Annotated in this window: 1 protein-coding gene and 1 pseudogene; one reads left to right on the top strand and one right to left on the bottom strand. The window is 39.0% G+C overall.

The features are described from left to right. Window positions 1-345 precede the first annotated feature (345 nt). Window positions 346-1,520, bottom strand: a protein-coding gene (locus tag Q0017_RS13525) for an IS3 family transposase (protein ID WP_298147930.1) whose coding sequence is annotated in 2 segments (ribosomal slippage) — window positions 346-1,262 and window positions 1,262-1,520 — 1,176 coding nt in all. Because the reading frame shifts where the segments join, the coding sequence is not laid out codon by codon here. 62 nt (window positions 1,521-1,582) lie between these two features. On the opposite strand from Q0017_RS13525, the pseudogene Q0017_RS13520 reads away from it, so the two are divergent. After that, a pseudogene (locus tag Q0017_RS13520) lies at window positions 1,583-3,004 on the top strand (HNH endonuclease signature motif containing protein); the annotation flags it as partial. Window positions 3,005-3,264 lie beyond the last annotated feature (260 nt).

Raw genomic sequence — 3,264 nt, 5'->3', positions numbered from 1 at the left:
GCGCATATCAAATCTGCCATCAGAACAAGCCTCAATTTACAACGATGTGAAACTAGGCTTATCCATGATTCGGGTTAAATACCAAAATACAAGACTGAATTTTGCTGCCTAAGTTCTCCTTAGGCATTTGAATTTTTAATCAGACTATTTTGGCCTAATTTGCTTTAATTACTCTACTATTAACTACTTAAAAGAGTCTTTATACATGAAGAAATTAAATTTTTTTTTTATTGAGTTCTCTTGCAGCCTGTTGAATAGCCACCAAAATTCTAGACACACATAACCATCTTTTGATGGGACTTTTCATAATTGGACTGCTCCCAGTATCCTAGACACGAGACAGCCTCATTTTGAAGCTGCTTCGAATGCTTCTGGGCTCATTCCGTCGAGGTGCGAATGACGCCTGATTCGATTGTAAAACATCTCGATATAATCAAACACATCTGCACGCGCTATTTCTCGTGTTTTATAGATCCTCTTTTTAATTCTTTCCTTCTTTAAGCTGCTAAAAAAGGATTCTGCAACAGCATTGTCCCAACAGTTTCCATGACGACTCATACTTGGAACTAAATTATGCTTCTGACAGAATTTCTGCCAGTCTCCACTGCTGTATTGTGAGCCTTGGTCTGAGTGTATGATCACAGGTTCATTGGGTCTGCGTCGCCATACCGCCATAAGAAGTGCATCTAAAACGATATCCTTGGCAAGCGTAGGTTTCATTGACCAACCGATGACTTTCCTTGAATATAAATCGAGAACCACCGCCAGATATAACCAGCCTTGCCATGTGCGTATGTAGGTAATATCAGTTACCCACGAGGTATCAGGTGTGTTTACAACAAACTCTCGATTTAAATGGTTAGGTGGCACAATCTGAGGACGACCACGACCATAACTTTTATGCTTCTTATATCCTCGAACAGCGGTAATGCCATTGTCTTTCATGATCTTCAACACAGCGGTAATGCCATTGTCTTTCATGATCTTCAACACACGATTAGGTCCACAGCTTTCACCTAGCTCTTTAAGATCCAGCGTAATGCGACGATAACCATAGCTGCCATAACTGGCATCATAAGAAGAACGGATTAGTTGTAATAACCGTCTATCTTCAATTGTTCTGCCTGATTCGGGTTCATGTAGCCAAGCATAATAGCCAGCACGAGCAATCTTAAGAACTCGACACATCGTTTTAATCTTAAATTGATGGCTGTATTCCAGAATAAACTGATACTTTACTCGGGCAGGCTTGCAAAGTACCTTGCGGCCTTTTTTAAGATGTCCCGTTCCTCTTCAGTCTGTTTAAGCTGACTTTTAAGGCGAAGGATTTCTTTCTTTGCTTCGAGCAATTCATGTTCATCAGGGCTGTTGCGTAAAGGTTGCACTGCCTTTAGCCATTTATAAATGCTGTGTTGTGATACGCCTAAACGTTCTGCGACATCAGTGACAGAATATCCACGTTCAGTAATCAATTTAACAGCTTCATCTTTAAACTCTGGGGTGTATCGTTGTCCACTCATAATGTTCTCTCCTATGCAAAAAGAATAGACGATATTTGTCTAGGAGAGTGGTGGCAGTCCAGTGTATCTTGTATTGGAAAGATATTAAAAACAATATTTATATTATCGATGGGGCGCATCGTCTTTCGAGTATTTATGCGTGGATCAATCGCTATTTTGCTGATGAACAAGTCAATCAAGCACCTAACTTTAATTACCAACAGAAAGAGGATATTCGTTACCTCCGAAGTCATTTAGGGGATCTGGCTGACTTCCAAAAAATTTGTACTGATGCCAAATTTGCAGAACAAAAGTCCAAATTAGAAGATATTAAAATCAGTTTCAGGCAAGTGCTTGGTACTCCAGAAGATGCACGACGCGTATTTCAATCAATTAACTCAGATACTAAACGCCTGGATAAATATGAGGAATATCATCTAAGAAGTCGGGGGAGTGATGCATATTATGCGATCTATGCCTGTTGCTATATCAATGACAATAAATCCAATTTAGAAGAGCTTCAATATACACGTTTAAATGAGCTGATCGAGTTGGGGGAGAAGATCCATCAGCTGCTTTTCTCTACCATCTTATTAGACACTGAAATGAGTCATGGCAAAAAAATTGGCTTGGTCAATGAACTCATGAATATCATTGCGGGTGATCAGATTCATAATATTATGAGCCTGAATCAGGGTGAACGCGTTGAAAAGCTCATGTCGCATCTGTTTACGATCCTTTGCAGAATGGCAACTCCTGTAAAAAATACTGGGGTTCCGAGTTTGGGTTTACATCCATTCTTATATTTTTATAAAGACCAGCGTTTTCAGATTACTGCCTTTCTCGCATGGTTTGCTATTGTGTTTGAAATTCATGAAAGCATCATGCAGATTCATCATAGAACGATTAGCTTTAAAGAGTTTACACGCGTCCGCAGTAGTATTGAATTCTTGATTGCCAATTTTCCAGTGGCGATCACTGAAACGGTCGGCAAGTTCGGGAGTGGGATTAAAGGCTATGATCGACTGCAAATCGTTTATAAGGCATTTATCTGTTTAAGCCTAGAAATGGATATTGATTTTAAAGATAAAGAATGCCTGAATACCTTCATTTTGTCGATGTCAAAGGCTTTTAAGTACATCAACTTTAACGAGTTTTACTCTGAAAGATTTTTGGGTAATTATGATAAAGTGGTTGTAGAGCATGTAGTCGGATATGTGGAATCGATTAGCCCGATCTCTCGATCAAAGCCCAAGGCCTTTTCAGCATTAACCAAAAATTTGCTTAAGCACAATTTTCTGGTGGGTAATCATAACTTTTGCCCCATTTGTGATGGATTAATCTATCTCGATTCTACTGAATCGGATCATCGGATTGCCAAAGCCGCAGGTGGCCAAGGGGTGCTAGAGAATGGTCTGCTGGTTCATCCACTCTGTAATAGAATGAAATCAGATCTCAGCTTAGAAGAGATCAGAGCGGATTTGTTTGGTGAGTTACTGTATTAATCAGCAGGGCTATGATCTTGTTTTCTCAACTGTATTAATTAATGATAAATCACATGATTCAACTTTTGATACATTCAGCCAGTGTAGCTTTTCTTAATTAAATGCAGAATCATAGCTAGAACCTAGCTGTAGTTTCTGAATGACCGTCAAGGTCCTTAGTTTTGCCCATTGATCCCTCTCTGAGCATTTTTTTTGATCAAAATATAACGCTATTCTTGCTAAAAATTGAATATTAATTTTTAACGAAAATTATGTGTAGA

Source organism: uncultured Acinetobacter sp. (assembly GCF_947624825.1).
Taxonomy (GTDB): domain Bacteria; phylum Pseudomonadota; class Gammaproteobacteria; order Pseudomonadales; family Moraxellaceae; genus Acinetobacter.
This window is presented reverse-complemented; position numbering and strand designations above follow the sequence as displayed.